The following is a 24575-nucleotide window of genomic DNA, read 5'->3' as shown; positions in this document are numbered from 1 at the left end:
TCGGGGAAATAACTATGAATGGAGCACAGTGGGTGGTTCAAGCGTTGCGAGCGCAGGGAGTGGAAACCGTTTTTGGTTATCCAGGGGGCGCGATAATGCCAGTCTACGATGCACTTTATGACGGCGGCGTTAAACACCTGCTGTGTCGCCACGAGCAAGGCGCGGTGATGGCGGCGATTGGCTATGCCCGCTCCACGGGTAACGTGGGTGTCTGCATTGCGACATCCGGCCCGGGGGCAACGAACCTGATCACCGGTTTGGCCGATGCGCTGCTGGATTCTGTGCCTGTGGTCGCGATCACCGGACAGGTTGGATCGGCACTGATTGGTACCGATGCTTTTCAGGAGATCGACGTGCTGGGGCTGTCGCTGGCCTGTACGAAACACAGTTTTCTGGTTGAGTCTCTCGAATCACTGCCGGAAGTGATGGCAGAAGCGTTCGCGATTGCCAACAGCGGCCGCCCAGGTCCTGTTCTGGTCGATATTCCTAAAGACATTCAACTGGCGGTGGGGGATTTCACTCCGAACTTTGCGCCTGTTGCTAACGATGTTGATTTCCCCGATCAAGATATCGCGCAGGCATATGCCCTGTTGGCGAAAGCGCAAAAACCGGTGCTGTACGTTGGCGGTGGTGTTGGTATGGCGAATGCGGTTCCGGCACTGCGTGAATTCCTGAGCGTAACGGATATCCCGTCCGTTTCGACGCTGAAAGGGCTGGGTGCCGTGGATGCCAATCATCCCTATTACCTCGGTATGATTGGTATGCACGGCACGAAGGCGGCGAACCTGATTGTGCAGGAGTGCGATTTGTTAATCGCGGTCGGGGCGCGTTTTGATGACCGCGTGACGGGCAAGCTGAACGCCTTCGCACCTCATGCCAGCGTTATTCACATGGATATCGACCCAGCGGAATTGAGCAAATTGCGTCATGCTAATGTGGCGCTGCAAGGCGATCTGAACGCGATATTACCGGCGTTGCAACAGCCGCTGAACGTCAGTGCGTGGCGTGAGCAGGCGACCATGATGAAGGCGGAATACCCGTGGCGTTATGATCATCCCGGTCAGGCGATTTATGCGCCTGCACTGCTGAAAACGATCTCTGAACGAATGGATGCGGACACGGTGGTTACGACCGATGTGGGCCAGCACCAGATGTGGGCTGCACAGCATATGACGTTCAGCCGTCCTGAGAATTTCATCACCTCCAGCGGCCTCGGCACGATGGGCTTCGGCGTACCCGCTGCGGTAGGCGCACAGGTTGCGCGCCCGGATGACATGGTTATCTGTATTTCCGGCGACGGTTCTTTCATGATGAACGTTCAGGAGTTGGGCACCATCAAACGAAAACGGCTGCCGTTAAAGATCGTGCTGCTGGATAACCAACGGTTAGGTATGGTGCGTCAGTGGCAGCAGTTATTCTTTGATGAACGCTACAGTGAAACCGATCTCTCCGATAACCCTGATTTCCTGACGCTGGCAAGCGCGTTTGATATCCCCGGCCAGCGCATCACCCGCAAAGATCAAATTGATGTCGCGCTGGATGCCCTGTTTAACAGCGAAGGACCCTATTTATTGCACGTATCGATTGATGAATACGAAAACGTTTGGCCGCTGGTTCCGCCGGGGGCGGGTAACGAAACGATGCTTGATAAAACCAAGTAAGGCTCGATAAAACCAAACAATGGCCGACTTACACAGAATAAGTGCTGGAGACAACAGAATGACACACCATCAACTTTCGATTCAGGCGCGCTTTCGTCCCGAGGTTCTGGAGCGTGTATTGCGTGTTACCCGCCATCGCGGTTTCAAAGTTTGCGCGATGAATATGGTGCAAACCACCAATGCCGATCACATTAATATTGAACTGACCGTTGCCAGCCATCGCTCGGTGGATTTATTGTCAACGCAATTGAGCAAGCTGTTGGATATTGCCTGCGTTGATATTCAACCGATGACGACATCACAGCAGATCAGCGCCTAACGCAAAAGAATAAGGAAAAAAAGAATGACAAAAAAAGCGGATTACATTTGGTTCAATGGCGAGATGGTTCCATGGGCTGAAGCAAAAGTACACGTGATGTCGCATGCCCTGCATTATGGCACCTCCGTCTTTGAAGGCGTTCGTTGCTACAATTCACATAAGGGCCCGGTGGTTTTCCGTCACCGTGAGCACATGCAGCGCCTGCGTGATTCGGCAAAAATTTACCGTATGCCCGTCGCGCAAAGCGTAGATGAGCTGATGGAAGCCTGTCGTGAAACGCTGCGTAAAAATAACCTGACCAGCGCGTATATTCGTCCACTGGTGTTCATTGGTGATGTGGGTATGGGCGTTAACCCGCCAGATGGTTATCAAACCGACGTCATCATCGCGGCCTTCCCGTGGGGCGCGTATCTGGGTGAAGAGGCGCTGGAAGCCGGTATTGATGCGATGGTGTCGTCCTGGAATCGTGTGGCGGCGAATACCATTCCAACCGCTGCGAAAGCGGGTGGCAACTATCTATCCTCCCTGCTGGTGGGTAGCGAAGCACGTCGCCACGGCTATCAGGAAGGGATCGCGTTGGATGTCCACGGCTATGTTTCCGAAGGTGCGGGCGAGAACCTGTTTGAAGTGAAGGACGGTATTATCTTCACGCCGCCGTTTACCTCTTCGGCGCTGCCGGGCATTACACGTGACGCCATCATCAAGCTGGCGAAAGATGCGGGATATGAAGTGCGTGAGCAGGTGCTGTCCCGCGAGTCACTGTATCTGGCCGATGAAGTCTTCATGTCCGGTACTGCGGCAGAGATTACCCCCGTGCGCAGCGTAGACGGCATTCAGGTCGGTGTTGGCAAACGCGGCCCAGTTACCAAAGCCTTGCAGCAGGCGTTCTTTGGCCTCTTTACGGGTGAAACCGAAGATAAATGGGGCTGGTTGGATCCGATCAATCAGTAAGCAGTCAAGACAGACAGTCAGGCGGTGATACGTTCCGTCATCGCCCAATTCGTAATTTTTGGAGTAACAGAGCATGCCTAAGTACCGTTCAGCCACAACCACTCACGGCCGTAATATGGCTGGTGCCCGAGCCTTGTGGCGCGCCACCGGGATGACCGACGACGATTTTGGTAAACCGATTATCGCGGTGGTCAACTCCTTCACCCAATTCGTGCCAGGCCATGTGCACTTGCGCGATCTGGGTAAACTGGTTGCCGAGCAGATCGAAGCCTCCGGCGGCGTCGCGAAAGAATTTAACACCATTGCCGTTGATGACGGTATCGCGATGGGACACGGCGGCATGCTCTATTCTCTGCCTTCCCGTGAGCTGATCGCCGACTCCGTGGAATACATGGTCAATGCCCACTGTGCGGATGCCATGGTGTGTATTTCCAACTGCGACAAAATCACTCCGGGGATGTTAATGGCGTCGCTGCGCCTGAATATTCCGGTGATTTTTGTTTCTGGAGGCCCGATGGAAGCAGGGAAGACCAAGCTTTCTAACCAAATTATCAAGCTCGATCTCATCGATGCCATGATTCAGGGTGCAAACCCTAACGTCAGCGATGCCGACAGTGAGCAAATTGAACGCTCTGCCTGCCCGACCTGTGGTTCCTGTTCAGGGATGTTCACGGCGAACTCCATGAACTGCCTGACCGAAGCCTTGGGGCTCTCTCAGCCAGCCAATGGTTCCTTGCTTGCGACACATGCCGATCGTAAGGAGCTGTTCCTGAACGCGGGTACGCGCATCGTAGGTCTGGCGAAGCGTTATTACGAGCAGGATGATGCAAGCGTATTGCCGCGCAACATCGCTAACAAAGCCGCGTTTGAAAACGCCATGATTCTGGATATCGCCATGGGCGGTTCCACCAATACCGTATTGCACCTGCTGGCCGCGGCGCAGGAAGGTGAAATTGATTTCACCATGTCAGATATCGACCGCCTTTCACGTAAGGTGCCACACCTGTGTAAAGTCGCGCCTAGCGGTCAGAAATACCATATGGAAGACGTACACCGTGCTGGTGGGGTTATCGGTATTTTGGGCGAGCTGGACAGAGCCGGCCTGCTGAACCGTGAAGTTAACAACGTGTTGGGTAAAACGCTGCCGGAAACGCTGGAAGCCTACGACGTGATGCTGACGAAAGATGAAAGCGTGAAACGTATGTATTCTGCTGGCCCGGCGGGTATCCGTACGACCAAAGCGTTTTCTCAGGATTGCCGCTGGGATTCACTGGATACCGATCGTCAGGAAGGCTGCATCCGCTCGCGTGAATATGCTTACAGTCAGGATGGCGGGTTGGCCGTGCTGTACGGCAACATTGCGCTAGATGGTTGCATCGTGAAAACCGCAGGCGTTGATAAAGATAGCCTGATTTTCCGCGGCCCGGCAAAAGTCTATGAAAGCCAGGATGACGCGGTAGAAGCGATTCTGGGCGGAAAAGTTGTCGCGGGCGATGTGGTCGTTATCCGTTACGAAGGACCGAAAGGTGGGCCGGGCATGCAGGAAATGCTGTATCCGACCACTTACCTGAAATCGATGGGCTTGGGTAAAAGCTGTGCACTGATCACGGACGGCCGCTTCTCTGGTGGTACGTCGGGGCTGTCTATCGGCCATGCGTCTCCTGAAGCCGCAAACGGTGGCACCATTGGTCTGGTGCAGGATGGCGACATGATTGACATTGATATCCCGAACCGCAGCATCGTGCTGGACGTCGCCGATAATGAACTGGCAAGCCGCCGCGAAGCGGAAGAGGCGAGAGGCGAGCAGGCCTGGACGCCACATAATCGTGAACGTCAGGTGTCTTTTGCGCTGCGTGCGTACGCTAGCCTGGCAACCAGCGCAGATAAGGGCGCTGTGCGGGATAAAAGCAAGCTGGGAGGCTAATGCTGATGGCTGTGTCACAACCTCTTCCTGCCGCGCCGGGAGGCGCGGAGTACCTGCGGGCGATCTTGCGCTCGCCAGTGTATGAAGTCACACAGGTCACTCCGCTGGAGAAGATGGAAAAGATCTCTTCGCGGCTGGGTAATGTCATTCTGGTAAAACGTGAAGACAGGCACGCGGTGCACAGCTTCAAGCTGCGTGGCGCGTACGCGATGATGGCCGGTCTGAGCGATGAGCAAAAATCCCACGGTGTGATAACGGCGTCAGCCGGTAACCATGCGCAAGGTGTTGCGCTCTCTTCCACCAAGCTGGGGATTAAATCGCTGATTGTGATGCCGGTGGCGACGGCTGATATCAAGGTCGATGCGGTGCGCGGTTTTGGCGGCGAAGTGCTGCTACACGGTGCCAACTTTGATGAGGCTAAGGCGAAGGCGATTGAGCTGTCACAACAGCAACATATGACCTTTCTGCCGCCGTTCGATCACCCTGCGGTGATTGCGGGACAGGGCACGCTGGCGATGGAGTTACTACAGCAGGATGCGCATCTGGATCGCGTGTTTGTGCCGGTCGGCGGTGGTGGTTTGGCGGCGGGGGTTGCCGTACTGATCAAGCAGCTGATGCCGCAGATTCAGGTGATCGGCGTAGAAGCCGAAGATTCCGCCTGTCTGCGTGCGGCGCTGGATGCCGGGCAACCGGTCGATCTGCCGCGTGTCGGGCTGTTTGCCGAAGGCGTGGCGGTGAAGCGCATTGGCGATGAAACGTTCCGCCTGTGCCGGGAATATCTGGATGATGTGATTACCGTCGACAGCGATGCCATCTGTGCGGCAGTGAAAGATCTGTTTGAGGATGTTCGCGCAATCGCTGAACCGTCCGGTGCGCTGGCGTTGGCGGGGATGAAGAAATACATCCAACAACATCAGATTCAGGGTGAACGTCTGGCGCATATTCTGTCCGGCGCGAACGTCAACTTCCACGGGTTACGCTACGTTTCCGAACGCTGCGAGCTGGGTGAACAGCGCGAAGCCTTGCTGGCCGTGACGATCCCCGAGAAACAGGGAAGCTTCCTGAAGTTTTGCCAACTACTGGGTGGTCGTTCCGTTACCGAATTCAACTACCGCTATGCGGATGCCAAAGATGCCTGCATTTTTGTCGGTGTGCGTCTGACGCGTGGTTATGCGGAGCGGCAGGAGATTATCGCCGAGCTGTCCGCGGACGGTTATGAAGTGGTGGACTTGTCCGATGATGAAATGGCGAAGCTGCACGTTCGCTATATGGTCGGCGGACGCCCTTCCAAACCGCTGCAGGAACGGCTGTACAGCTTTGAGTTCCCAGAATCACCGGGCGCGTTACTGAAATTCCTGCATACGCTGGGGGCGCACTGGAATATTTCTCTGTTCCATTACCGCAGCCACGGCACGGATTTTGGTCGCGTGCTGGCTGCGTTCGAGTTAGATGCAGGCGATCGGGAATTCGAGCAGCACCTTCAGGCGCTCGGCTATGAATGTCACGATGAAACCAATAACCCTGCGTTCCGCTTCTTTCTGGCGGGTTAAGCGCTGAGTGTTCCCCTAACGCCGCCGATGGTGTTTCACCGTCGGCGGCGTTATCTTTATGTCATCTGACAGCAACAGGAATAGCATTTCTTTATGGCAACGCAGTTCACGGGTTTTTCTCAAGCGGGTTTAACGTTTCTTCAGCAGGTGTCTCAAGACGTTGTTGAATAAATCTAATTATAGTTTGTTATTATTATTTTTAAATTAATTGTTTATTTTCCTAATTTCTTTAAATCTTGCTAATAATTATTTTCTAGGTATATTTGGTGAATAGTGGAATAACACATGGAGACCGAGTATGAAAAATAAAAAAACTTGCCATTCAGTTAAATGAACAATTAAAGAATAGCCTTATTAATAGTTCGTTACCTCCTGAAGAAATACTCGCATTGATGATGAAACTATGCCTTTCTTTGATGCAGGTGACTCAAAGTAATTTGGTGGAAATGAAGACGTCAGACGGGCGAAAGCTTTCACTCAAGCTTGATACACCATCGGTGCATTGATCATATTTATTCTTAGAGGCTGCTAAAAATGTCGAGTATTATCTATTTAGAGTTGACGGGTGATAAACAGGGGTTAATTTCTTCTGGCTGTTCAACATTACAGTCAATTGGTAATAGAAGCCAAATTGGTCATGAAGATCAAATTCAAGTATTAAGTTTAAACCATTCAATGAGTCATGATGATAATCTATCTTGTCATCCCGTTGAAATAGTTAAGCTTATCGATAAGTCGTCACCGTTGCTTGGTGTTTCGACCTCTTCCAATGAAAAGCTAAGTGCAAATTTTTTTTTGTATAGGATAAATGCTGCTGGGCAATTAGAGCTGTTTTATGTCATTAAATTAACCGATGCCCGTATTGTTGATATTTCTTGTAGCTATCCGCATTCGATTAATGATAATGACGTCATGCCATATGAAAAAGTTTTATTGAAGTATGGCTCTATATCATGGGATCACAAGGTTGCGGGAACATCAGGTTATAGTATCTGGAATGATAGTGGCATTTAGTTTTATTTGGAAATAAAACATACAGCCATTGATAATTATGTTATTTGTGGCTGCTTTTATTAGCTAATTCATCACTAACCGAAAGATATGCTAATTAACTTCGCACATTGATGCTTCGTATTAATAAAAAGGAATTTGCTCAATGCTAAGAGTACCTCAAGGACAAATAACCTTTGATGGCGAAGGGGATGATATCCCTGGTAGCCGTTTTTTTAGCCGAGTCGTTCATTGGCCAGGAAATGCCAAATCTGGTGTGACGCTGGGGCGAGGCTATGATATGGGGAAGAGAACCAAGGGCGAAATTTATTCGGATATGCTCAGAGTTGGTATTGGGAGTGAAAAAGCGAGTTTAATAGCGACGGGGGCTGGGTTAAAGGGCGGTGCCGCCGCCACTTTCGTGAAAGAGTACAAAGAAAAAATTGGCGTGATTACACATCAACAGCAGGTGGATTTGTTTAATATTATTTATGGTGGGTATATAACAATAGCGAAAAATCGATACGCAGATCGTTCCGCTAATATACCTGATAGGGCGAATTGGAATGAGCTTCACCCCGCTATCAGAGATATTCTGGTGGATCTGGCCTATCAAGGGATGGAGGGGAAGAAAACTATCCCTGTGGCGGCAAAGAATGATATCGAACTGTTAATAAAGTTAATAGAGAGTGAGCCTGAGTTGCTAAAATATGAGGTTGGAAGAAACCGAGCGGGTTATTTAAGGATGAGGAAATGAAAAATATCTACTTCTGTCTGTTGATGTTATTTGCTGTAAACGGTATATCCCCTGCATTTGGTGAGATTTATTGGAGTAAACTGGAATTAATGGAGAAAACGTTATGTAAAGATATAATGAAAGGGGAAAACTATCATGAACTTTATATTTGTACTGACCGAATGCTTGCTGATTCGACGGAAAAACTAGAGAAAAAAAATAAAGAAGCAATAGACTTTCTCTCAACACTCATAACTATAGAGGGTGAGGACGATGCCGTTAAGCTTTTCAAAGCAGATCAAGCCGCGTGGAAAAATTATGTTGTCCATCGTTGTGCGTATAGAGGGCACCCATATATTAAAGATAGCCCCGTTTATTTATCAAATAAAGATCTTTGCGAGGCGGTAGAAAACTACAGACGGATCGAGTCGATAGACGGTGAGCTCAATTTCCCTTAATTACTCATCCTTTGGATAAGTGTGTCACGCCGCCGATGGTGTTTCGCCGTCAGCGGCGTTATCTTTATGTCATCTGACAGCAACAGGGATAGCATTTCTTTATGGCAACGCAGTTCACGGGTTTTTCTCAAGCGGGTTTAACGTTTCTTCAGCAGGTGCGTCAGTACAACGATAAAGCGTGGTTTGACGAGCACCGTGCGGTTTACGATGAGCAACTGGTTGGGCCGTTTCGCACGCTGGTGGATGAGCTCAGTTTGACCATGTTGCAGATTGACGACCATTTTGAAACGCGTCCTGCCATCGGCAAAACGCTCTCCCGTATTCACCGCGACACGCGTTTTTCTCACGATAAATCCCGCTATCGCAGCCAAATGTGGCTCACTTTCAAACGTACTCGCAAAGATTGGACGGACGCGCCGGTGTATTTCTTTGAGATCACGCCGGATACCTGGCGTTACGGGCTGGGCTATTACAGCGCGACGCGTAATACGATGGACCTGTTCCGTCAGACGCTGCGCGGTAATCCGTCGCAGTTTCTTGAAGTTGCAAGCTGTCTGGGAAAGACCTTCACGCTGGAAGGCGAAAGCTACAAACGCCCGCTGATTAAAGGTCAGGAGCCGGAGTTGGCTGATTGGTATAACCGTAAGTCGTTTGCCGCGATAGATACCCGACAGGATATGGACGCGCTGTTTTCCGGCGATCTGGTGAAGGTTCTGTCACAAGGTTTTACCCAGCTTGAACCGCTCTATCATTACCTGATGAACGTCGAAACCATGAAGAAAGCCGCGCAGGAAACGGAGTCCGATACGCGGGCCTTTTCGGCGGATAAGTGGTTTGAACGCTAGAACCAGAGCTAGTCAACACTACGGCGTTTTCTGCGGCTCCAGTGGCGTTTTATCGCGCTCTAACAAATAGTTAAACAGGTAACCTTCTTCCCGATTGCTGCCGAAGGTGGCGATTTGCAGATGATCATCGTCAATGCAGGTGAGCAGTATTTTCACCTGCTGGCCGAAGCTGCTTTCGCCTTTGCCAATCGCCTGGATATCGCTCATCTGACGAGCCGTGAAGGTGGAATCATCCAGCTTGTTTCCGTAGCGGAATGCAATGGATGCGCCGCCTTCAATCTTGCCGCGCTGGTTGGTCATCGTCAGGCTGACGGCGTGGTAGGGTGCTTTCTGATCGTACATTTCCCGAAAATATTCCCCCAGATCGCGGTACTCCTCGGCGGAAAGCCCTGACATCACATACTCATAGCTGAATGAGCCGTGGAAACAAGCGGTGCTTTTCACGGGCGTAATCGGCGATGGGAGTGCGTGCTGTGCGATGTCATTCAGATAGCGCAGCCGGTTTAACTGCTGCTGATAGCGTTGGCGCAAACAGTCTTCGTCTTTGCACTGGTCGCGTGTGGTCAGCCAGCTGCGCTGAAACTGGTTGAGCGTTTTTTCCCACGGTGCGCTGTTGTCGTACGCCGTCAGGAACGCGCGGGAGGTCTTCCAGGCCTGTGCCAGTTCTTCATCGAGCTGCCCGAGCAATGGGCTGGCACAAATCAGCTTTTCCTGAACTGAAGCTGCTTTGTCGCAGGAGAAGCTGGCGGCTTGCGCATTGTGGCTGATGGAAGCAAACGTCACCCCTGCGGCGATGAGGGCAGTGAAGGCTATCTTCATGGCGTGTCCTGTAATATGTCCCAAAAGGCGGCAATCAGCGGTTCGCTAAGCCGTTTTTTCTGTACGCACACGCCGAGTTCAAGCGGCTCCATCACCTGTTCGACAAAGACGGACACGCGGTTGCGTACCGGTTCCGGGCTGTTTTCCAGCACGACGTTGGGTATCAGCGCGATGCCGCAACCTAGGGCGACCATCGATACCATCGCTTCATGCCCGGAGATGGTGGCGTAAATTTGCGGGTTGGTGATGTGGTTGCGTCGAAACCACAGATCGATACGTTTACGCACCGGGCCGTGTTCTGGCAGGATGAACGGAATCTGTGACCAGTCTGGGTCTGCCTGCCGTACCAGCGACTGCACGGGACAGGGAAGTGCCGGGATAATCAACGCCAGAGGCAGTTTATCGAGCGGCATGAAGTCAACGCTTGCCGGGAGTGCTTCCGGGCGTCCCGCTATCCCCAAATCCCCATCGTTCGACTGAATTTTCTCAACAGCATCGGCGGCATCGCCCGTCGTCAGCTTAATTTCTACCAGCGGGTGCAGTGCCCGAAAGCGATCCAGAATCGGCGGCAGGTGGCTGTAGGCGGCGGTGACGGAACAGAAGATCCGCAGCTCGCCGCTTAATGATGGTCCATGCTGGTCTATCGTGTGGCGTAGCTGCTGGTATTGCAGCAGCGTTTGCTGGGCGAACTGCTTCAGATGTTCTCCGGCATCGGTGAGCTGCACGGTGCGGTTATCGCGTAGAAACAGCGTCTGTCCTAAATCCTCTTCCAGCCGCTGAATTTGCCGTGACAGCGTGGACGGGCTGATGTGCATCGCCTTGGCGGTACGGCCAAAGTGTCGACTTTCCGCGAGGTGCAGGAATAATTTGAGATCACGTAAATCCATGCGATACAGGCCCCGTTTTTTATCTTGCAGATAGTGCAATGTGACGTTGTTAATATATCAATTTAAGCAACGCAATTCCTGTCATATGATGGGGTCATAGTGAATTCCCATCTGGTGGGAATCCTTTCTCGAATAATAGACAAACAAAACCGTATACGGAGCACGACATGGCTAACTATTTCAACACATTAAACCTGCGTCAGCAGCTGGATCAATTGGGCAAGTGCCGCTTCATGGGGCGTGATGAATTTGCCGATGAGGCGAGCTACCTGAAAGGGAAAAAAGTGGTGATCGTCGGCTGTGGTGCTCAGGGTCTGAACCAGGGTCTGAACATGCGCGATTCCGGTCTGGATATCGCTTACGCCCTGCGTGCTGAAGCGATTGCCGAAAAACGCGCATCATGGCGTAAAGCGACCGAAAACGGCTTCACCGTTGGCACCTACGAAGATCTGATCCCACAGGCTGACCTGGTGGTTAACCTGACGCCGGACAAACAGCACTCTGCAGTAGTTCAGGCGGTACAACCGCTGATGAAACAGGGCGCTGCGCTGGGCTACTCTCACGGTTTCAACATCGTTGAAGTGGGCGAGCAAATCCGTAAAGACATCACCGTTGTGATGGTGGCACCGAAGTGCCCGGGTACGGAAGTACGTGAAGAATACAAACGTGGTTTCGGCGTACCAACGCTGATCGCGGTTCACCCGGAAAACGATCCGAAAGGCGAAGGCATGGCCATCGCTAAAGCGTGGGCTGCGGCTACCGGTGGTCACCGCGCTGGCGTTCTGCAATCCTCTTTCGTTGCAGAAGTGAAATCTGACCTGATGGGTGAGCAGACCATTCTGTGCGGTATGTTGCAGGCGGGTTCTCTGCTGAGCTTCGACAAACTGGTTGCTGAAGGCACCGATCCAGCTTATGCAGAAAAACTGATTCAGTTCGGCTGGGAAACCATCACCGAAGCACTGAAGCAGGGCGGGATCACGCTGATGATGGATCGCCTGTCTAACCCAGCAAAACTGCGTGCTTATGCACTGTCTGAGCAGTTGAAAGGCATCATGGCACCGCTGTTCCAGAAACACATGGACGACATCATCTCCGGCGAATTCTCCAGCGGCATGATGGCTGACTGGGCGAACGATGACGTGAAACTGCTGACCTGGCGTGAAGAGACCGGTAAAACGGCATTCGAAAACGCACCGCAGTTCGACGGTAAAATCGCTGAGCAGGAATACTTTGATAACGGCGTGCTGATGGTTGCGATGGTGAAAGCGGGCGTTGAGCTGGCGTTTGAAACCATGGTGAGCTCTGGCATCATCGAAGAGTCGGCTTACTACGAATCACTGCATGAGCTGCCGCTGATCGCCAACACCATCGCGCGTAAGCGTCTGTATGAAATGAACGTGGTTATCTCCGATACCGCAGAATACGGTAACTACCTGTTTGCTAACGCTGCCGTGCCATTGCTGAAAGATGCGTTCATGGCATCCCTGCAGCCGGGCGACCTGGGTAAAGCGGTAGCGGGTACCGAAGTGGACAACGCGCAGCTGCGTGATGTTAACGAAGCGATCCGTAACCACCCAATCGAAACCGTAGGCCACACGCTGCGCGGTTACATGAAAGACATGAAGCGTATCGCCGTTGCGGGTTAATTTCCGTCGGTGATCGAAATAGAAGAGGGCACAGCATTAGCTGTGCCCTCTTTTTTTATCAACGAATGCTTTTATCGCCGGGCTTTTGTAGCAATAGCAAACGTATGTGTTTTATCAAACGGACTTGTATTCGGCTTCCGCCTGATTGAAGCGGTCAGTAATCGCTTTTGATGGCGCTTTACCCAGCAGGCTGACGATGAAAATGGTCAGGCTGTTGAAGATGAAGCCAGGGATGATTTCATACAGACCCAGCCAGGCGTAATGTTCCCAGATCAGCACTGTAGCCGCACCTACGATCATACCGAATAGGGCACCGTTGCGCGTCATGCGCGGCCACAGCAGAGAAATCAAAATCACCGGCCCGAATGCGGCACCGAACCCGGCCCAGGCATAGCTCACCAGACCCAGCACGCGGTTTTCAGGATTAAACGCCAGCGCGATGGAGATGATAGCCACTAACAGCACCATGGCGCGTCCCACCCAGACCAGCTCTTTCTGGCTGGCATTTTTGCGCAGGAAGGGTTTGTATAAATCTTCGGTGATGGCGCTGGAACACACCAGCAACTGGCAGCTTAGCGTACTCATCACGGCGGCCAGAATCGCAGACAGCAGCACCCCGGCAATCCACGGATTGAACAGCAGCATCGACAGCTCGATAAAGACGCGCTCGCTGTTTTGCGTCACGTTACCTGCCTGATCCGGGTTGTTGTGGAAGTAAGCAATGCCGAAGAAGCCTACCGTCACGGCACCGGCCAGACAAAGAATCATCCAGGTCATACTGATGCGGCGTGCGCTGTGGATTGTGTGGTGTGAATCGGCGGCCATAAAACGCGCCAGAATGTGCGGCTGACCGAAATAGCCCAGACCCCAGCCCATCAGCGAGAGGATAGCGACAAAATTCAGCCCTCTGAACATATCCAGGTTGGCCGGGTTTTTCGCTTCAATCACCATCAGTGAGCTATCAATTCCTCCAAGAGACAGGATGACGATCACTGGCGTCAGAATCAGGGCGAAAATCATCAGGCTGGCCTGAACGGTGTCTGTCCAGCTCACGGCCAGAAAGCCGCCGATGAAGGTATAGGCAATGGTGGCTGCTGCTCCGGCCCACAACGCGGTGCCGTAACTCATACCGAAGGTACTTTCAAACAGGCGTGCCCCCGCAACTACGCCGGATGCACAATAGATGGTGAAGAAAATCAGGATCACTAACGCGGAAATCACACGCAGTAATTTACTGTTATCTTCAAAGCGGTGGGTGAAATAGTCAGGCAGGGTGAGCGCGTTGTGGTTTACCTCAGTGTGTACTCGCAGGCGTCCGGCGACCCATTTCCAATTCAGGTACGCGCCTAGCGTCAGGCCGATCGCGATCCAGCTTTTAGAAATCCCGGCGATGAAAATAGCGCCTGGTAATCCCATGAGCAGCCAGCCGCTCATATCGGAAGCGCCAGCCGACAGTGCGGTGACCACGCTGCCCATCCGACGTCCGCCCAGAATGTAATCGCCAAAGTTATTGGTGGCGCGGTAGGCAAACAGGCCGATGAGGACCATCCCGAAAATATACAACAGAAACGTCACCAGCATAGGTGTGCTTATTGTCATTCAACTCTCCACATTTTTTTCGTGCCGCTATCGCGGCGACGCTGTGTTTTATTGTCATCACTCAGGCCGGAACGAGGTCTGCCGGTGATGATGGTCTGCAACCGATCCATTTGTTAACAAGGTTGCACAAAGTTGCAACATGGTTGATATTGACGTTATCCCAATGTGCATCTTTGCATGACAGGAGTGGACGCTATGGGCTCTACCACGATGGGTGTAAAACTCGATGAGGAAACGCGCGAACGTATCAAGGCGGCAGCACAGCGTATTGATCGTACACCGCACTGGCTGATCAAACAGGCTATTTTCCATTACCTCGAACGCCTCGAAAGCGGCCTCGACACTCCTGAAACACCGCAATGGGCGAATGTCAGCCACATTGAAGCGGAAGAGATTATGCCGCAATCTCAGGAAGAAGAAACCCACCTACCCTTTCTTGATTTCGCCGAGCACATTCTTCCGCAGTCCGTTATCCGCGCAGCCATTACTTCTGTTTACCGCCGACCCGAAAGTGAACTAGTGCCTATCTTGCTCGAACAGGCAAGACTTACCGATGAAATGTCGCAGTTAACGCAGAAACTGGCTTATCAACTGGCAGAGAAATTACGCGGCCAGAAAGCCGGAAGTGGGCGTGCGGGCATTGTGCAAGGGCTGCTACAGGAATTCTCACTTTCTTCTCAGGAAGGGGTGGCGCTGATGTGCTTAGCCGAAGCGCTGCTGCGTATTCCTGATAAATCCACGCGCGATGCGCTGATCCGCGACAAAATCAGTCGGGGAAATTGGCAGGCGCATCTTGGTCACAGTCCGTCACTTTTTGTGAATGCTGCAACCTGGGGGCTGCTGTTTACCGGAAAGCTGGTGGCGACGCACAACGAAGTGAACCTCTCTAATTCGCTGAACCGTATCATCGGGAAAAGCGGTGAGCCGCTTGTCCGCAAAGGTGTCGATATGGCTATGCGGCTGATGGGGGAGCAGTTTGTCACCGGAGAAACTATCGGCGAAGCGCTGGCGAATGCCCGTGAACGGGAGGGTAAAGGCTTCCGTTACTCTTACGATATGTTAGGTGAAGCGGCGCTGACAGAACATGACGCTGCCGCGTATCTGACGGCCTATCAGCAGGCGATTCATGCTATCGGCAAAGCCTCAAACGGGCGCGGGATTTACGAAGGGCCGGGCATCTCCATCAAGCTATCGGCGCTGCATCCCCGCTATAGCCGGGCACAGTATGATCGCGTGATGGAAGAACTTTATCCGCGTTTGTTGACGCTGACGCTGCTCGCGCGCCAATACGATATCGGGATCAATATTGACGCGGAGGAAGCCGATCGGCTAGAGATCTCGCTCGATCTGCTGGAAAAACTCTGCATGGAGCCGCAGTTGGCGGGGTGGAACGGCGTTGGGTTTGTCATTCAGGCTTATCAGAAACGCTGCCCGTATGTGATTGATGCACTGATTGAGCTGGCACAGCGCAGCCGTCGACGGCTGATGGTTCGTCTGGTGAAAGGGGCGTACTGGGACAGTGAAATCAAGCGTGCGCAGGTTGACGGGCTGGAAGGCTACCCGGTCTACACGCGTAAGGTCTATACCGATGTGTCGTATCTGGCGTGCGCTCGGAAGCTGCTGGCCGTACCGAATCTGATTTACCCGCAGTTCGCCACGCACAACGCGCAGACGGTAAGTGCGATCTACCACATGGCGGGCAACAATTATTATCCCGGTCAGTATGAGTTCCAGTGCCTGCACGGAATGGGCGAACCGCTCTATGATCAGGTGGTGGGCGCGGTTGCTGATGGCAAGTTGAACCGTCCGTGCCGTATTTATGCCCCGGTCGGAACCCATGAAACGCTATTGGCTTATTTGGTGCGACGCCTGCTGGAAAACGGCGCGAATACCTCGTTTGTTAACCGCATTGCAGATACCTCAATGGCGCTGGAAACGCTGATTGCCGATCCGATTCGTGGCGTAGAGGCGCTGGCAAAAGTGGAATGGATCATGGGCGCACCGCATCCTAAGATTCCTCTGCCGCGTCAGCTATATGGGCAGGAACGGCAAAATTCGAGCGGACTGGATCTCTCAAACGAGCACCGGCTGGCTTCGCTCTCCAGCGCGTTGCTGAATCATGCGTCACAGCCGTGGTATGCCGCGCCAATGATTGAGGGGGAAAGCGAGGCGAGTGAAGAAAGGCCTGTCGTGAATCCCGCGGATGTGCACGATGTGGTGGGCTACGTTCTAGATGCCTCGGTGGCGGATGTTGAGCTGGCGGTAGATGCCGCGGTACATGCTGGCACCATCTGGTTTGCGACGCCACCCGCAGAGCGTGCCGCGATATTGAATCAGGCCGCCTCGCTGATGGAAGCGCAGTTGCAAAGCCTGCTGGGGCTGCTGGTGCGGGAAGCGGGTAAATCCTTCAGTAACGCGATTGCGGAAGTACGCGAAGCGGTGGACTTCTTACGTTATTACGCGGCTCAGATTCGGGACACGTTCACTAACGATACCCATCGTCCGCTGGGGCCGGTGGTTTGCATCAGCCCGTGGAATTTCCCGCTGGCGATCTTCACCGGTCAAATTTCTGCCGCACTGGCGGCAGGAAACAGCGTGCTGGCGAAACCGGCTGAACAGACGCCGCTGGTTGCGGCACAGGCGGTACGTATTTTACATGAAGCGGGCATTCCTCTGGGCGTGCTGCAACTGCTGCCCGGACAGGGAGAAACGATTGGTGCCGCGTTGGTGAACGATGAACGAGTACGCGGCGTAGTGTTTACCGGGTCGACTGCCGTTGCCAAAACCCTGCAACGCAGCATCGCGGGCAGGCTCGATCCACAGGGGCGTTTGACGCCGCTGATTGCCGAAACGGGTGGCCTGAATGCGATGATTGTCGATTCGTCTGCGCTGACGGAGCAGGTGGTGAATGACGTTATCGCCTCTGCGTTCGACAGCGCCGGACAGCGTTGCTCGGCGCTGCGTCTACTGTGTCTGCAAGAGGATATTGCGGATCGCACCTTGGATATGCTGCGTGGCGCGATGGCGGAATGCCGAATGGGGAATCCTGAACGGTTATCGACCGACATCGGCCCGCTAATTGACGCGGAAGCGAAAGAGAACGTGGAGCAGCATATTCAGACGATGCGGGCAAAAGGCCATACGGTATTTCAGGCCGCGTATTCGCAGGATGAGGAGACGTGGCGGCACGGGACGTTTGTGAAACCGACCCTGATCGAACTGGGCAAGATAGACGAGCTGAAAAAAGAAGTTTTTGGTCCAGTTTTACACGTAGTTCGCTATCAAAGCCAGCAGTTGGATGCAGTGATTGAGCAGATCAACGCGGCGGGATACGGTCTGACGCTGGGTGTGCATACCCGTATTGATGAGACTATTCAGCGTGTGACGGGCAAGGCGAAGGTGGGTAATCAATATGTGAACCGCAATATGGTTGGTGCCGTTGTTGGTGTTCAACCGTTTGGTGGGGAAGGTTTATCAGGAACCGGACCAAAGGCGGGCGGGCCGCTTTATCTGTACCGCTTGCTGACACATCGGCCGGACGACGCGCTTGCGGCAGAATTCTCACAGCAGAACCGCGAGCAGGCGCTGGATGCGTCTGCCCGATCGTCGCTGCTAGCGGGGCTACAGGCGCTGGAAGACTGGGCGATTGCTGGGGAACGTGACGGGCTCGCGACGTTATGCCAGCGCTATAGAGAATATAGCGTTAGCGGGACAACCCGACTGCTGCCCGGCCCGACAGGGGAAAGTAATTCCTATGCGCTGCTACCGCGTGAGCGGATTCTGTGTCTGGCGGATAATGAGGACGATCGCTTGATTCAGACGGCGGCGGTGCTGGCAACCGGCGGGGCGTTGCTATGGCCGGAAGGTGAGCAGGAGAAAACGCTTTATGGCCGTTTACCCGCAGGCGTGCAGTCGCATATTCAGTTCACGCCTGACTGGCAGCGGCAAGACGTGTCTTTTCATGGCGTCATTTATCATGGGGACGCCGATCGGTTACGGCAACTGAGTGAGGTGCTTGCAGAGCGCGATGGCCCAATTATCCAGCCGTTAGGCTATGCGCAGGGCGATACCCATGTTCAGTTGGAACGTCTGCTGACCGAACGTTCTCTGAGTATCAATACCGCGGCCGCGGGCGGCAATGCCAGCCTGATGACGATAGGCTAATCAGGCAGTTAATAGAAAAAACGCGCCAAACCAGAAGGTCGGCGCGTTTTTCATATTCGGGGCGTCGGCGTGGCGACTGAGTTACGGTACAACTTAATTGCGGTACAACACCTTGATTACATGGTAACCAAACTGGGTTTTCACCGGACCAAACGGCTTCAGCAATTCGCAGGAAAACACTGCCTTATCGAAAGCGGGCACCATGTCACCTTTACGAAACTCACCTAAATCGCCGCCGTTGCGTTTTGACGGGCAGGTCGAGTGCTTCTGTGCCAGTTTCTGGAAGTCTGAACCTTTTTCCAGTTGCGCAAGAATGTCATTAGCTTCCTGCTCAGTGTCTACCAGGATGTGTAGGGCTGCTGCGGTATTTGCCATGTTGTTACCTTTTTTGCAAAAGAGATTCCGACGCGCAATGTAACATTTGCAATGCAAGATGTGGACTGCGACATGCTTTCCTTAATAACAAATCCCTGGTCAAGATCGATACGGCTTTCTGCTACAATCGCCTTCCGTTTTATGAGTGAGCAAGATCGTTATGCGCTTAAACCCCAGCCAACAACACGCCGTCGAATTCGTCACCGGACCCTGTCTGGTGCTGGCGGGCGCAGGTTCAGGCAAGACCCGCGTTATCACCAACAAAATCGCGCACCTTATTCGCCAGTGTGGCTATCAGGCTAAGCACATTGCCGCCGTGACGTTTACCAACAAAGCGGCGCGAGAGATGAAGGAGCGCGTGGCGCAGACGCTGGGGCGTAAAGAAACGCGTGGGCTGATGATTGCGACCTTCCATACGTTGGGGCTGGAGATCATCAAGCGTGAATACGTCGCGTTGGGAATGAAATCTAATTTTTCCCTGTTTGACGATCAGGACCAGATGGCGCTGCTGAAAGAGCTGACGGAACAGTGGCTGGAAAACGATAAAGTTCTGTTGCAACAGCTGATCTCGACGATCTCAAACTGGAAAAACGATCTGATCGATCCTGCCGGAGCGGCAGCAACCGCTCGCTCCGAACGCGACAAGCTGTTTGTGCATTGCTACTCGCTCTATCACGACCACCTGCGTGCCTGTAACGTGCTGGACTTCGACGATCTGATTTTGCTGCCCACGCTGTTGCTGAAGCAGAACGCTGAGGTGCGTGAACGCTGGCAGAACCGCTTACGCTACCTGCTGGTGGATGAATATCAGGACACCAACACCAGCCAGTATGAGCTGGTTAAGCTGCTGGTTGGCACCCGCGCGCGTTTTACCGTCGTAGGCGATGACGATCAGTCAATTTACTCCTGGCGTGGTGCGCGGCCGCAGAATCTGGTGTTGCTACAGCAGGATTTCCCCGCGCTTGACGTGATCAAGCTGGAACAAAACTACCGCTCGTCCGGGCGCATTCTGAAAGCCGCCAATATTCTCATCGCCAATAACCCGCACGTTTTTGAAAAGCGGCTGTTCTCGGAACTGGGTTACGGCGATGAACTCAAAGTGATTACCGCCAATAACGAAGATCACGAAGCGGAGCGGGTCGTTGGTGAACTGATTGCCCATCACTTTATTAAAAAGACCCAGTACGGCGACTATGCCATTTTGTATCGTGGTAACCATCAATCGCGTCTGTTTGAAAAGATGCTGATGCAGAACCGTATTCCGTATCGTATCTCCGGCGGCACGTCGTTTTTCTCCCGACCTGAAATCAAAGATTTACTGGCTTACCTACGCGTACTGACCAACCCAGAAGATGACAGCGCATTCTTACGTATTGTGAATACGCCCAAGCGTGAGATTGGCCCGGCGACGATGAAGAAGCTAGGTGAGTGGGCAGGGCAGCGCAATAAAGGCCTGTTCAGCGCGAGTTTTGATCTCGGGCTAAGCCAGTCTCTGACCGGTCGTGGGCTGGAATCCCTGCAACGATTTACTCAGTGGCTGGCGGAAATCGCCCGTCTGGCAGAGCGTGAACCGGTCGCCGCCGTGCGGGATCTGATTCATGGGCTGGACTACGAAAGCTGGCTGTATGAAACCTCGCCGAGCCCAAAGGCTGCAGAAATGCGGATGAAGAACGTCAATCAGCTATTTAGCTGGATGACGGAAATGCTGGAAGGGTCCGATCTGGATGAGCCTATGACGCTGACGCAGGTGGTGACGCGTTTCACGCTGCGGGACATGATGGAACGTGGAGAAAGTGAAGAGGAACTGGATCAGGTTCAGCTAATGACGCTGCATGCGTCCAAAGGCTTGGAATTCCCGTATGTCTTTCTAGTTGGGATGGAAGAAGGTCTGTTGCCGCACCAGAGCAGTATTGATGAAGATAACGTCGACGAAGAGCGTCGTTTGGCATACGTGGGAATTACGCGTGCTCAGCGTGAACTGTTCTTCACATTGTGCAAAGAACGTCGCCAGTATGGCGAGTTGGTGCGCCCCGAACCGAGTCGTTTCCTGCTTGAACTGCCGCAGGATGATGTGGTGTGGGAAACAGAAAGAAAAGTGGTTAGCGCACAAGAGCGTATGCAGAAAGGTCAGACGAACGTTGCCAATATTCGAGCGATGCTAGCGAAAGCAAAAGGGGAGTAAAGCGCGCTCCCCTATATGTTCGTTAAGCTGGGGTTTCTTCCAGCATCAGCGGCCAGTGTACGTAGCTTTGCCAGCGACTTTCCTGTTCCAGCATTTCTGCCCGTAACGGATGCTGAGCCAGCCAGCCAGCAGGCAGAATCAAACGTAACGCTTCGCTTTCTACGCGCAACCGTACGGCTGGCAGCGTGTCATCGCGGCGGCGGCTGGCAAAAATAATTGCCAGACGAAGCAGACGGCACAGGCGCTGTGCCTGACTGACCGGCAGCGCATTTTGCTGACTGAGCGGCATTAGATCGACAGGGTTAATCTGGTTTTGCAGGAGTGTGGCTAACAGTTTCTTCTGGGCGGGCGTAAAGCCGGGGAGATCGCTATGGCGAATCAAATAGGCTGCATGCTGGGGCGACTGGCGAAAATCGATGCTCAAACCGATTTCGTGTACCAGACAGGCGCTGCGCAGTAACTCGCGACATCTGCTATCTAACTGCCAGTCACGGGCAACCTGTTGTAGAAAGTTGTCCGCCAACGCACTGACGCGTTTCGCCTGTTCGGTATCCAGCAGATAACGGCGTTGCAGGGTTGCTAATGTACGGTGACGAATATCCTGGTCGACGGGCAGATGCAGCATGCCATAGACCAGTCCTTCACGCAGTGCGCCTCCGGCCAGCGTCATCGTTTTGATGTCGAGCTCCTGGAAGATCGCCAGCAGAATGGCTAATCCGCTGGGGAAAACCAGCGCGCGTTCCAGCGTCAGGCCTTCAATTTCCAATTCTTCCAGCTTATCGCATTGAATCGCATGCTCTTTAAGCTGTCTGAGCTTCGGCAGAGTAATGTATTCATCCATTCCCTGCGCGACCATAATTTCCTGTAGCGCCTGGACTGTGCCGGAAGCACCAACGCAGATTTGCCAGCCCTGTTCGCGCAGAGAGGCCGCGACAGGACGCAACATTTCACGCGCCGCCTGTTCAGCGCGTTCAAAGTTACCGGCTTCCAGATTGCGGTCACTGAAATAGCGATCCAGCCACGTTACGCATCCCATCGGGAGGCTGATCAACTGCGTTGTTTTTGCACCGATTCCCGTTGCCAGTTCGGTACTGCCACCGCCAATATCCACGACTAAACGCGCATCCGGGCCGCCTGTCGTATGTGCCACGCCTTGATAAATCAAGCGTGCTTCTTCTTCACCGCTGATAACCTGAATCGGCAAGCCCAGAATTTCCTGAGCCCGTTGCAGGAACTCGTCAGCGTTCGTTGCCAGTCGCAGGGTTGCGGTAGCGACGACGCGCACCTGATCCTGCGGAATGTCCTGCAACCGTTCGGAGAACAGTTGTAGACACTGCCAGCCACGCTGCATCGCTTCCTGCGAGAGCCGATTCTGTTTATCCAGCCCTGCCGCAAGGCGGACTTTACGCTTTATTTTCGCCAGCGTCTGAATGCTGCCTGCGGTTTCCCGGGTGACCAGCATATGGAAGCTGTTCGAGCCGAGATCGATGGCAGCGTAAAGTGAAGAAGAGCTCAGCATCGACGGTTAGTCCGCTCGTTTACGGTTATTACGGGGCGCTCCGCTGCGGCGTGGCGCATTGTGTCGGCGCGGGCCATTATTGGAACGCGGTGGACGTGTTAAACGCTTCGGCGCAGGTAAATCACTCATCAGCGCGTCGCTGTTGTATTTGCTGACCGGGATACCGTGACCGATATAGGTTTCGATAGCCGGGAGATTCAGCGCGTACTCTTCACAGGCCAGACTGATAGAGAATCCGCTTTGCCCCGCACGACCCGTACGGCCAATACGGTGAACGTAGTCTTCACAGTCATCCGGCAGATCGTAGTTAAAAACGTGGGTCACAGAAGGAATATGCAAGCCGCGTGCTGCAACGTCCGTTGCCACCAGAATATCCAGATTACCCTGGGTAAATTCTTCCAGAATACGCAGACGTTTTTTCTGTGCGACGTCGCCCGTCAGCAGCCCAACGCGATGGCCATCGGCAGCCAGATGGCCCCAGATGTCTTCACAGCGATGCTTGGTATTCGCGAAAATAATGCAGCGGTCCGGCCACTCTTCTTCCAGCAGTGTCTGGAGCAGGCGCATTTTTTCTTCGTTGGATGGATAAAACAGTTCTTCTTTAATGCGGTGGCCGGTTTTCTGTTCCGGTTCAACTTCCACGTACTCGGCGTTATTCATCTGTTCAAACGCGAGTTCACGCACCCGGTAGGAGAGCGTAGCGGAGAAGAGCATGTTCAGGCGCTGTGCCGCTGCGGGCATGCGGCGGAATAGCCAGCGAATGTCTTTGATGAAGCCGAGATCGTACATGCGATCGGCTTCGTCCAGCACGACGACTTGAATCGCGGCCAGATTGATGTGGTTCTGCTTGGCGTAATCGATCAGACGGCCAGTGGTGCCGATCAGAATATCAACGCCGCTTTCCAGCACTTTAAGCTGTTTGTCGTAGCCGTCGCCACCGTAGGCTAAACCTAATTTTAGCCCAGTTGCATGAGACAGCGCTTCTGCATCAGAGTGAATCTGGACAGCCAGTTCACGAGTTGGTGCCATAATTAAAGCACGTGGCTGATTCGTCTGACGCTCTGCGTTTGCAGGGTGTGAAAGCAGATAATGGAAAGTAGACGCGAGAAAAGCCAGCGTCTTGCCGGTACCGGTTTGCGCCTGACCCGCAACATCACGCCCTGACAGAGCCAATGGCAGAGCTAACGCCTGAATAGGCGTACAGTTATGAAACCCTTTACTTTCAAGAGCTTCAATAACCTGCGGGTGCAGGGCGAAGTCGGAAAACTTCTGTTCAGTTAAGTGTGTTTTGCTCATAGTGTGGTAGAATATCAGCTAACTATTGCTTTACGAAAGCGTATCCGGTGAAATAAAGTCAAGCCGTTGTTGGTTAATGCTACACCAACACGGTAGAAATAATCCTGCGGAGTAAAATATGAGCGATAAAATAATTCACCTGACTGATGACAGCTTCGGCACGAAAGTATTGCAAGCTGAGGGCGCTATCTTGGTTGATTTTTGGGCTGAGTGGTGTGGTCCTTGCAAAATGATCGCTCCTATTCTGGATGAAATTGCTGAAGAGTTTGAAGGTAAACTGACGGTTACCAAACTGAATATTGACGAAAATCCGGCTACTGCGCCGAAATATGGTATCCGTGGTATTCCTACTCTGCTGCTGTTTAAAAACGGCGAAGTCGCTGCGACGAAAGTCGGCGCACTGTCGAAAGGGCAACTGAAAGAGTTCCTGACGGCGAATCTGTAATTAGCTTGATACCCTAAAAAGGGTGTCGCCGGCGGGCGCAATTGGGCAATATGTAATTCTCATATTGACTGCTTGCCGCTCGTCGGGAAGCGTGTTAGATTCTTCATCACTGCATATCGTACTTGCCTATGTTTAAGCCCTTAGGCTTAAGCCTGAAAGTTAGAGTCTAAAGCATTATTCTGTGTCGAAATCGAAAAAATCGTTGTTTT

The 24575-nt window shown here is 53.0% G+C and carries 19 protein-coding genes; 13 read left to right on the top strand and 6 right to left on the bottom strand.

Going from position 1 to position 24575, the window contains the following annotated elements:
* Positions 1-14 precede the first annotated feature (14 nt).
* The 9 genes from ilvG (at position 15) to HP572_RS18815 (ending at position 9434) form a co-directional block, all read left to right on the top strand.
* Positions 15-1661 (top strand): acetolactate synthase 2 catalytic subunit, encoded by a 1647-nt coding sequence (gene ilvG, locus HP572_RS18855; RefSeq protein ID WP_240584021.1) that lies wholly within the window; start codon positions 15-17, stop codon positions 1659-1661.
* A gap of 58 nt (positions 1662-1719) precedes the next feature.
* Positions 1720-1980, top strand: coding sequence for an acetolactate synthase 2 small subunit (ilvM, locus tag HP572_RS18850; protein ID WP_010294673.1), 261 nt, complete (start codon positions 1720-1722; stop codon positions 1978-1980).
* 24 nt (positions 1981-2004) lie between these two features.
* Complete coding sequence (locus HP572_RS18845) at positions 2005-2931, top strand: branched-chain amino acid transaminase (RefSeq protein WP_095700894.1); 927 nt, start codon at positions 2005-2007, stop codon at positions 2929-2931.
* 73 nt (positions 2932-3004) lie between these two features.
* Entirely contained in the window at positions 3005-4855 is a 1851-nt protein-coding gene (gene ilvD, locus HP572_RS18840) for a dihydroxy-acid dehydratase (RefSeq protein ID WP_240584020.1), read from the top strand.
* A gap of 5 nt (positions 4856-4860) precedes the next feature.
* Positions 4861-6405 carry a threonine ammonia-lyase, biosynthetic gene (ilvA, locus tag HP572_RS18835; RefSeq protein ID WP_226307974.1) on the top strand — a complete coding sequence of 515 codons (1545 nt, stop codon included), beginning with the start codon at positions 4861-4863 and terminating at the stop codon, positions 6403-6405.
* A gap of 534 nt (positions 6406-6939) precedes the next feature.
* Positions 6940-7419 (top strand): Hcp family type VI secretion system effector, encoded by a 480-nt coding sequence (locus HP572_RS18830; protein WP_240584019.1) that lies wholly within the window; start codon positions 6940-6942, stop codon positions 7417-7419.
* Positions 7420-7561: 142 nt separating this feature from the next.
* The gene (locus HP572_RS18825; RefSeq protein WP_240584018.1) at positions 7562-8152 is read left to right on the top strand and encodes a calcium-binding protein; all 591 of its coding nucleotides are present in this window, start codon (positions 7562-7564) and stop codon (positions 8150-8152) included.
* Positions 8149-8589: a lysozyme inhibitor LprI family protein gene (locus HP572_RS18820; protein WP_039535103.1), complete on the top strand. Its 441-nt coding sequence runs from the start codon at positions 8149-8151 to the stop codon at positions 8587-8589. The genes HP572_RS18825 and HP572_RS18820 overlap by 4 nt, the downstream gene beginning before the upstream one ends.
* 101 nt (positions 8590-8690) lie before the next feature.
* Positions 8691-9434 (top strand): DUF2461 domain-containing protein, encoded by a 744-nt coding sequence (locus HP572_RS18815; RefSeq protein ID WP_240584017.1) that lies wholly within the window; start codon positions 8691-8693, stop codon positions 9432-9434.
* Positions 9435-9452: 18 nt separating this feature from the next.
* Here HP572_RS18815 and HP572_RS18810 read toward each other — a convergent pair whose 3' ends face one another.
* Both HP572_RS18810 and ilvY read right to left on the bottom strand, forming a co-directional pair.
* On the bottom strand, positions 9453-10253 hold the full coding sequence (locus tag HP572_RS18810; protein ID WP_240584016.1) for a lysozyme inhibitor LprI family protein: 801 nt from the start codon (positions 10251-10253) through the stop codon (positions 9453-9455).
* On the bottom strand, positions 10250-11140 hold the full coding sequence (gene ilvY / locus HP572_RS18805) for an HTH-type transcriptional activator IlvY (protein ID WP_240584015.1): 891 nt from the start codon (positions 11138-11140) through the stop codon (positions 10250-10252). Before ilvY ends, HP572_RS18810 begins: the two co-directional genes overlap by 4 nt.
* Positions 11141-11307: 167 nt before the next feature.
* Between ilvY and ilvC the strand changes: the two genes are divergently transcribed.
* Positions 11308-12786 carry a ketol-acid reductoisomerase gene (gene ilvC / locus HP572_RS18800; RefSeq protein WP_010283900.1) on the top strand — a complete coding sequence of 493 codons (1479 nt, stop codon included), beginning with the start codon at positions 11308-11310 and terminating at the stop codon, positions 12784-12786.
* 114 nt (positions 12787-12900) lie between these two features.
* On the opposite strand, the gene putP is transcribed toward ilvC, so the two are convergent.
* Positions 12901-14385, bottom strand: a complete 1485-nt coding sequence (gene putP, locus HP572_RS18795) for a sodium/proline symporter PutP (RefSeq protein WP_240584014.1) — start codon at positions 14383-14385, stop codon at positions 12901-12903.
* A 195-nt stretch (positions 14386-14580) separates the two neighbouring features.
* Between putP and putA the strand changes: the two genes are divergently transcribed.
* Positions 14581-18549 (top strand): trifunctional transcriptional regulator/proline dehydrogenase/L-glutamate gamma-semialdehyde dehydrogenase, encoded by a 3969-nt coding sequence (gene putA, locus HP572_RS18790; protein ID WP_240584013.1) that lies wholly within the window; start codon positions 14581-14583, stop codon positions 18547-18549.
* Between the two features lie 93 nt (positions 18550-18642).
* On the opposite strand, the gene ppiC is transcribed toward putA, so the two are convergent.
* Positions 18643-18924 (bottom strand): peptidylprolyl isomerase PpiC, encoded by a 282-nt coding sequence (ppiC, locus tag HP572_RS18785; protein WP_240584012.1) that lies wholly within the window; start codon positions 18922-18924, stop codon positions 18643-18645.
* Positions 18925-19084: 160 nt separating this feature from the next.
* Between ppiC and rep the strand changes: the two genes are divergently transcribed.
* The gene (gene rep / locus HP572_RS18780; protein WP_182814222.1) at positions 19085-21106 is read left to right on the top strand and encodes a DNA helicase Rep; all 2022 of its coding nucleotides are present in this window, start codon (positions 19085-19087) and stop codon (positions 21104-21106) included.
* Positions 21107-21128: 22 nt separating this feature from the next.
* Here rep and ppx read toward each other — a convergent pair whose 3' ends face one another.
* A complete protein-coding gene (gene ppx / locus HP572_RS18775; protein ID WP_240584011.1) occupies positions 21129-22625 on the bottom strand; it encodes an exopolyphosphatase in 1497 nt (498 codons plus the stop codon).
* Positions 22626-22631: 6 nt separating this feature from the next.
* Complete coding sequence (rhlB, locus tag HP572_RS18770; protein ID WP_205552252.1) at positions 22632-23921, bottom strand: ATP-dependent RNA helicase RhlB; 1290 nt, start codon at positions 23919-23921, stop codon at positions 22632-22634.
* 118 nt (positions 23922-24039) lie between these two features.
* Between rhlB and trxA the strand changes: the two genes are divergently transcribed.
* A complete protein-coding gene (gene trxA, locus HP572_RS18765; protein ID WP_010283883.1) occupies positions 24040-24366 on the top strand; it encodes a thioredoxin TrxA in 327 nt (108 codons plus the stop codon).
* Positions 24367-24575 lie beyond the last annotated feature (209 nt).

The sequence above is a fragment of the Pectobacterium sp. PL64 genome, assembly GCF_022477975.1.
Lineage (GTDB): Bacteria > Pseudomonadota > Gammaproteobacteria > Enterobacterales > Enterobacteriaceae > Pectobacterium > Pectobacterium jejuense.
Note: the sequence above shows the minus strand (reverse complement) of the source record. Positions and strands in the feature narration are given on the sequence as shown.

Bases quoted from the DNA above. Each gene is read 5' to 3' on its own strand.
- ppiC (WP_240584012.1), bottom strand. From the start codon at position 18,924: ATGGCAAATACCGCAGCAGCCCTACACATCCTGGTAGACACTGAGCAG.
- ilvD (WP_240584020.1), top strand. From the start codon at position 3,005: ATGCCTAAGTACCGTTCAGCCACAACCACTCACGGCCGTAATATGGCT.
- ilvC (WP_010283900.1), top strand. From the start codon at position 11,308: ATGGCTAACTATTTCAACACATTAAACCTGCGTCAGCAGCTGGATCAA.
- ppx (WP_240584011.1), bottom strand. From the start codon at position 22,625: ATGCTGAGCTCTTCTTCACTTTACGCTGCCATCGATCTCGGCTCGAAC.
- rhlB (WP_205552252.1), bottom strand. From the start codon at position 23,921: ATGAGCAAAACACACTTAACTGAACAGAAGTTTTCCGACTTCGCCCTG.
- HP572_RS18820 (WP_039535103.1), top strand. From the start codon at position 8,149: ATGAAAAATATCTACTTCTGTCTGTTGATGTTATTTGCTGTAAACGGT.
- putP (WP_240584014.1), bottom strand. From the start codon at position 14,385: ATGACAATAAGCACACCTATGCTGGTGACGTTTCTGTTGTATATTTTC.
- HP572_RS18845 (WP_095700894.1), top strand. From the start codon at position 2,005: ATGACAAAAAAAGCGGATTACATTTGGTTCAATGGCGAGATGGTTCCA.
- ilvG (WP_240584021.1), top strand. From the start codon at position 15: ATGAATGGAGCACAGTGGGTGGTTCAAGCGTTGCGAGCGCAGGGAGTG.
- ilvY (WP_240584015.1), bottom strand. From the start codon at position 11,140: ATGGATTTACGTGATCTCAAATTATTCCTGCACCTCGCGGAAAGTCGA.
- putA (WP_240584013.1), top strand. From the start codon at position 14,581: ATGGGCTCTACCACGATGGGTGTAAAACTCGATGAGGAAACGCGCGAA.
- HP572_RS18815 (WP_240584017.1), top strand. From the start codon at position 8,691: ATGGCAACGCAGTTCACGGGTTTTTCTCAAGCGGGTTTAACGTTTCTT.
- ilvM (WP_010294673.1), top strand. From the start codon at position 1,720: ATGACACACCATCAACTTTCGATTCAGGCGCGCTTTCGTCCCGAGGTT.
- HP572_RS18810 (WP_240584016.1), bottom strand. From the start codon at position 10,253: ATGAAGATAGCCTTCACTGCCCTCATCGCCGCAGGGGTGACGTTTGCT.
- rep (WP_182814222.1), top strand. From the start codon at position 19,085: ATGCGCTTAAACCCCAGCCAACAACACGCCGTCGAATTCGTCACCGGA.
- trxA (WP_010283883.1), top strand. From the start codon at position 24,040: ATGAGCGATAAAATAATTCACCTGACTGATGACAGCTTCGGCACGAAA.
- HP572_RS18825 (WP_240584018.1), top strand. From the start codon at position 7,562: ATGCTAAGAGTACCTCAAGGACAAATAACCTTTGATGGCGAAGGGGAT.
- ilvA (WP_226307974.1), top strand. From the start codon at position 4,861: ATGGCTGTGTCACAACCTCTTCCTGCCGCGCCGGGAGGCGCGGAGTAC.
- HP572_RS18830 (WP_240584019.1), top strand. From the start codon at position 6,940: ATGTCGAGTATTATCTATTTAGAGTTGACGGGTGATAAACAGGGGTTA.